11 protein-coding genes are annotated in these 5,258 nt (G+C 32.0%); all 11 read left to right on the top strand.

The features are described from left to right. The first annotated feature begins 39 nt into the window (after positions 1–39). On the top strand, positions 40–387 hold the full coding sequence (locus JGH11_RS18825; RefSeq protein WP_201114373.1) for a hypothetical protein: 348 nt from the start codon (positions 40–42) through the stop codon (positions 385–387). A 256-nt stretch (positions 388–643) separates the two neighbouring features. After that, a complete protein-coding gene (locus JGH11_RS18820; RefSeq protein ID WP_201114372.1) occupies positions 644–1,087 on the top strand; it encodes a LuxR C-terminal-related transcriptional regulator in 444 nt (147 codons plus the stop codon). A 238-nt stretch (positions 1,088–1,325) separates the two neighbouring features. Further along, positions 1,326–1,655, top strand: coding sequence for a hypothetical protein (locus JGH11_RS18815; RefSeq protein ID WP_201114370.1), 330 nt, complete (start codon positions 1,326–1,328; stop codon positions 1,653–1,655). A gap of 168 nt (positions 1,656–1,823) precedes the next feature. Next, positions 1,824–2,000: a hypothetical protein gene (locus JGH11_RS18810; protein WP_201114369.1), complete on the top strand. Its 177-nt coding sequence runs from the start codon at positions 1,824–1,826 to the stop codon at positions 1,998–2,000. Positions 2,001–2,003: 3 nt separating this feature from the next. Beyond that, complete coding sequence (locus JGH11_RS18805; RefSeq protein ID WP_201114368.1) at positions 2,004–2,207, top strand: hypothetical protein; 204 nt, start codon at positions 2,004–2,006, stop codon at positions 2,205–2,207. A 6-nt stretch (positions 2,208–2,213) separates the two neighbouring features. After that, the gene (locus JGH11_RS18800; protein WP_201114367.1) at positions 2,214–2,402 is read left to right on the top strand and encodes a hypothetical protein; all 189 of its coding nucleotides are present in this window, start codon (positions 2,214–2,216) and stop codon (positions 2,400–2,402) included. A 19-nt stretch (positions 2,403–2,421) separates the two neighbouring features. Next, on the top strand, positions 2,422–3,246 hold the full coding sequence (locus tag JGH11_RS18795) for a hypothetical protein (protein WP_236264201.1): 825 nt from the start codon (positions 2,422–2,424) through the stop codon (positions 3,244–3,246). A 44-nt stretch (positions 3,247–3,290) separates the two neighbouring features. Then, positions 3,291–3,743, top strand: a complete 453-nt coding sequence (locus JGH11_RS18790; RefSeq protein WP_201114366.1) for a hypothetical protein — start codon at positions 3,291–3,293, stop codon at positions 3,741–3,743. A gap of 5 nt (positions 3,744–3,748) precedes the next feature. After that, positions 3,749–4,423 carry a lambda exonuclease family protein gene (locus tag JGH11_RS18785; protein ID WP_201114365.1) on the top strand — a complete coding sequence of 225 codons (675 nt, stop codon included), beginning with the start codon at positions 3,749–3,751 and terminating at the stop codon, positions 4,421–4,423. Further along, entirely contained in the window at positions 4,420–5,109 is a 690-nt protein-coding gene (locus tag JGH11_RS18780; RefSeq protein WP_201114363.1) for a hypothetical protein, read from the top strand. Before JGH11_RS18785 ends, JGH11_RS18780 begins: the two co-directional genes overlap by 4 nt. Positions 5,110–5,120: 11 nt before the next feature. Beyond that, positions 5,121–5,258, top strand: a 138-nt coding sequence (locus JGH11_RS18775) for a DUF3127 domain-containing protein (protein ID WP_201114361.1), incomplete at its 3' end; no start/stop codon positions are given.

Here is a 5,258-nt window from a genome sequence, read left to right as displayed (position 1 = left end):
AGTAAATATAGTAAAAACAATAATCAAAATTGATTAAAAATGGAAACTTTAGTAAAGATTAATATTAAAAGCGTAGATATTGATACTATTTGCGGTAAGTTTTCAGAGTATGTTTATGAATTTGATAATATAGGAGTAATAGATTTTGAATACTATAATGATTATATGCGTGTGTTTGTAGATTTTGTTTTTTGCTTAGTTGATACCGATATAAAATGTATTGAAATACTTGATTCAGACTACGAGCAAATAAGAACTATTGAGGCTTTACAGCTTGAAAACAGACTAAGAAATATTGTTTCTGAATACAATAAAAGCAAAATGACTGACGAGCAAAAAGCTGCTGAAATAGAGTATAGAAATATGATAATGTTTGAACGATTTTAAAAAATATATAATTATGAAACACTTTACCACTATAACATTAATTATCGCCCTACTTGGCTTAATAGCTGAATGTGAACATATAGATATAATTCCATTTATATCCATTAAGATAACAAGCTTGCTTCTCGCTTACTTTAGTTGGAAATACTGCAAGTCATACATATTACAACGAGCAAACAAATTTAACAAGTGGGTTTCATCACTTATGGATTAAACCTATGTTATTATAGTAAACAAACTACACAATTGAAAAAAAATGGTTAAAAATTATTATAAAATAAGATTAAAAGAAGTTTTCAAAGAGTTGCAAAACGAAAATGTATCTAAAAGTGAAATTCCTGTACTTGCTTTAAATGCTATTGGTTTTCAAGCTGATGAGATTGGAGATAAAATGTACATTTCTCCAAATACGGCAAGAAAACATATAAGTAACATAAAGGGTAAGGTAGATTATCATAAAGACACCGAGCTGACAGGCTATTTTTTATGTAAATTATTTGATGTAAATTACACTGAATTAAGAAATGCCGTTCAAGAGTTCATTAAATCAGAATTATTAAAGAAACTAGTTACAACCGTTATATTGTCGGCGGTAGTATTGTCATTGCCTCATGAACACTTCGAAATGACAAGAAATAGGAGAAATTCTAATAACAGATCAACTATTGAAACTAGAATAGAAGTTAGAAAAGAAGCTTAGTCTTAAATAGTATTATTGTATAACTAAATCATTATTATTTTAAGTATGAGGAATAAATTAGAGTGTTTATTCGGGATATTAGAACCCGAAAGGATTAAAGATTTCCTAGATGAAATGTTTGAGGCATGGTTGCCTGACTGTTTTGAAAGCAGCATTAAAATTCAAGAAAAGCACATAGTAAAAAGAATGCTTTCCGAGATAGTTGTAAAATTGTATAATGACTGTAATTTTAAAAACCATGAATCTAATACCACTCACACAGGCGATGCTTCAGCAAATAATTAAGAAGGCAATCATTTTAGGGGAAACAAAAAGAGATATAGAGCTATCAAACATTCCCCCTCATATATCTCGTAATAAGGCTAATAAGATTTATCACAAAGCAACTGTAAATGCTTGGCTTAAATCGGGTGTAATAAAAGAATATCCTGATATAGGTAGGGGAAAAACAAACGCAGTGAGACTTAGTGTTATCGAATTGCAAATGGCTGCTTTAAGCTGTAACTTAATACGTGATCTGTCAGAGAAAGACAAAGCAGAAGCAAGGGAAATGTACGGGGAAATATAAAAAAGATAACACAAACTTTACAAAATACACTATATTCGTAACGTTAACATTATTTAATAGTAAATATATATACCATTCCAATTATTTTTCTTACATTTACATCTGTAAAGAAAAGGATTTTTTTTTAATTATAATGACAACTAAAATACAATTTTAATCAATAAAACAATGGCAACAAAAGAAAGAAAAATCAGAAAAGGAATGACGGTTATTTGCGCTCTATGGGATAGAAGCAAAGTAGCTATAATAAACTATTACAATCCGCAAACAGGAGAAGTAAGTTTGAGGTACAGGGGCGATAAGGGTGAATATCAAGCTAAGATTGAAGAATGCGTAATAGTGTAAGTTATGAAAGAAATAAAATATAACACGGAAAAAGCCTTAGATATGCTTCTTTTTAGCATTTACGAAAGCGAGTTTATAAAAGATGATGGCTATATGGTTCATCCTAATTATAATTATTGGGAATGGCTTTATAGAAAAGGAATAATATCCAAAGAGGATAATGAAATAAAGCAATCAGAAATTCAAGAAGTCGAATTTGAAGATTAAATAACCATGAACCGAATACCTAGACGCAAGAAAGGATTGTCATACTATTATTTCAACGGAATAAATATGCAATTCACTTATGACATGGGAACGTCTGAAGATGTAGAACGCTTCAAAAGCAAGAACTATTTCGACAGCAAAAACGCTCGGTTATTTTATCAGGAAGTAAACAATTTATTAAGAACAATTCAATAAACATTAAAAGAAAAGAATTATGAGTAATCAAAACAATCAAGTGACAAAGTTCACAGAATCAAAAGAACTATTTGAATTAGCTTGTCAAAGCGCAAAAGGCTTGCAAGTTGTAAACAATTTCGGTGCAGCGTTCGAAGCTGTTAATGTAGTGGCTATCCTAAGAAAAGCATTAACATCCGAGGTTATGAAAGAAGTATTCTTGCCATTAATGAACACTAAAGTAGGCTTTCTTACAGATCGTACAGGAAAAGCTAACAGTAGAGGACAGGTGCAGCCAGAATATGATGTAGAGACTGTAAAGGATGCAATTATTGACGCTGTTTCTATTGGTTTATTGCCTACAGGGAATCAGTTTAACATCATTGCTGCAAAGATGTACCCAACAAAAGAAGGTTATACAGCATTGTTGCGTAGACTCGGTGTTAAGTATTTTCTTGATGTGTCTTATGACAAAGGCACAAATGCAAACTTCGCTGAAATACCTGTAAAAATATCCTATGAACATAACGGAGAAAAGAACTCGTTTAGCATCACGGCGACAGTTAAGAAAGATTCTTATAGTTCACACGACCAGATGAGAGGTAAAGCGGAAAGAAGGGCTAAAAAGGCTTTATATGAGTATATAACAGGTTGCGACTTCGGGGATGCTGACGAAGGCTCTAGTATGCCTATTGATGTAAGCTATGAAGATGTTACCAACAAAGGGAAGGAAATTACAGCAGAAGAAATGAAAGTGAATTTTGAACTATGTAAAAAGAATCCTGAGTTTGCGGGGGAATACTATGGACGTGGAGAGATAACAAAGGCTCAATACGATGAGATAATGTTTATGTCTGGAAAATAAGCAATTCGATCAAGTGAATAAATTATTAGGTAAAAAGTAAGATTATGAAATGCTTAGATAAAAAAACATTCAATAGAATCATTGATGATATTCCTGTACGAAAAACATACGAACGAGGTTATGAGTGCAGACTTGTCATTACAGGCTCATTCTTATTACATCTTCATGGTTTAGTCGATAGTTTCGATGATGTGGATATACTCGTAGTAGATGCCCCTGAATCATTTTGGATTGAATTATCCTCAAGCGTTTACAAATGGGATATTCGAGACTATGGAGATTACAAAAGCGTGAAAGTAGTCTTTGATGATGTTACATATAATCTGATAAAGGATGATTTATATACGGAGTTTACAAATGGCTATGCAGACTTAAACGGAGAGATAGAACTAGACACTTTATCTCATGCCCTTAAAGCAAAAGCTAGGCTAAGAAGGGAGAAGGATAAACCGCATTTTGAGCAAATTAAAAATAAGATAACTCAATTAATTCAATAACACCCATGCAACAACGCAGCGAGCAATGGCATTTAATCCGTAAAGCAAAGTTTACAGCATCCGACATAGTAAATATTTGCGGTGACGGTAAAACCTTTGAGACAGCCGTATATTCAAAAGCTTATGAAGCTATATTGCCCGAAAGTCAATACTTGGAAATGTGCTTAAATGCTCGCTCGTCTGCTGCTATGCAATGGGGTAACGATTGGGAAGATACAGCACGACAAGAGTATGAACAGCGAACAGGTGCAGAAGTTACACAAGTTGGCTTTATTGAATATACCAAAGATTCTGGGGGTAGTCCTGACGGTATTATTGAATCATTAAACGGACAGATTGAAATTAAATGCCCCTACGAAGGCACAAATCACATTAAGTTTTTCAGGATAAAAAAAGCAGAGGAACTACTCGATTTGACGAAAGATTCAAAGAAATACTACTATCAGATGCAAGCAAATATCTTGTTCAATAAATCCGAATGGTGCGACTTTATATCGTTTGATCCACGATGCAATGATATTCTTAGAATGCGAATAGTCAGATGTTATCCGAATGATAAGATACTGAAAATAATTGATGAATCAATCCCCAAAGCAACGGAGTTTAAAAGGCAGATAATAGACGATATAATAAGTAATTCAAGTAATGTAATAACAGAAGAAAAAGAATTGAGAATATGAATAAATATAATTGTTATGTTCTTTTCATTAAAGAGAGAAAATATAAAGATAAGACTAAGTATGAGCTTATTAATTATGAAGTTTATCCAAACATAAATAAAGAATTAGCTTGCTATTTTGCTGTAAAAAAAAGCGGTAATTTATCTGGATTTACAAATAATAAACCATGTCATCCAATGAAAGGAGAACAGGTTATAGGTTTTTATAAATGGGGTAATGATATTACTATTTGTCAGGTCGTTAAAGTTCCTGTTTTTGATATAAACAAATTAAGCGATACCTCAATATTCCCCAAAATAGAATGTATTTCTTATGAAGTAAATAAACGTGATTTTAACGATCAGATAGCAAAATTAGTATCATTATGGGAAGATGGTATTTTTGCTGACTTCTCAATAGATGCCTTCGATGTATGGGGACCAAAGAATCTTATACCTAAAGGATATGTTCATATAAAAGAAGGGGAAATAAAAAATGGTGACTATTATTTTGAATCAAATACTTATCCGAGTAGTCCTATTGCTAATTGGTTGTCCGTTGATATATCCTACTCCTCACACAGACCAAATAAAAAAATAGAAATAAGAGGTGTTAAATACGTAGGTACTCATAGGTATAGAAATGAAAATGAGGTTATAAAATATTACTATCCATTTATCATAAGAAAAAAAATAATTAAAATTTAAAAACAAACAACATGAATTTAGACGCAAAATTAATCCAAGTATTACCCATACAAACAGGGGTAGGCAAAAATGGAGAGTGGCAAAAACAGAACCTTATCTTTCAAACAGACGGTACATATCCTAAAACTATTTGTGTAACTGTATGGGGT

It is taken from the genome of Dysgonomonas sp. Marseille-P4677 (assembly GCF_016652235.1).
In the GTDB taxonomy this organism is placed as follows: domain Bacteria; phylum Bacteroidota; class Bacteroidia; order Bacteroidales; family Dysgonomonadaceae; genus Dysgonomonas.
Note: the sequence above shows the minus strand (reverse complement) of the source record. Positions and strands in the feature narration are given on the sequence as shown.